This window comes from Mesorhizobium sp. BHbdii, from assembly GCF_053848045.1.
Genome location: NZ_JBSPKX010000259.1, coordinates 1 through 422, shown reverse-complemented (window position 1 = coordinate 422; position 422 = coordinate 1). Strand labels below are relative to the sequence as shown.

At 67.3% G+C, this 422-nt stretch carries 1 protein-coding gene and 1 pseudogene; both read left to right on the top strand.

Annotated features, from left to right (window positions below):
* A partial coding sequence (locus ACWTU8_RS32925; RefSeq protein ID WP_455851388.1) for an SAM-dependent methyltransferase occupies window positions 1-297 on the top strand: 297 nt, incomplete at its 5' end.
* Window positions 294-422, top strand: a pseudogene (locus ACWTU8_RS32920) (uroporphyrinogen-III C-methyltransferase); the annotation flags it as partial. The gene ACWTU8_RS32925 and the pseudogene ACWTU8_RS32920, both read left to right, overlap by 4 nt.

Below are 422 nucleotides of genomic sequence, written 5' to 3'. Positions count from 1 at the left end.
ACCGGCGCCACGCTCGCCATTCATCTTGCCATCCACGCCATCGACCGCGTCGTCGCCGAATTGACGCCGCATTATGGCGGCGATTGTCCGGTGGCGATCGTCTTCCGCGCCTCCTGGCCGGATGAGCGGGTGCTGACCGGTACGCTGGAAACGATCGAGGCGCAGCTGGCCGCCGATCCGATGGAGCGCACCGCGATCATCTTCGTCGGCCGCTCGCTGGCGGCGGAAGGTTTTGGCGAAAGTTCTTTGTACGACGCCCACTATCAGCGGCGTTTTCGCGGACGGGACGGATTGTGAGCGGCAACAGCAAAAACAACGGCGGCAACGCCGCGCTCGAACAGGCGCTCGCCCGGCTGAACTTCAAGCCGCGCCCGCTGGAGCCGGGCCATGTCTGGCTGGCCGGCGCCGGTCCCGGCGACCCC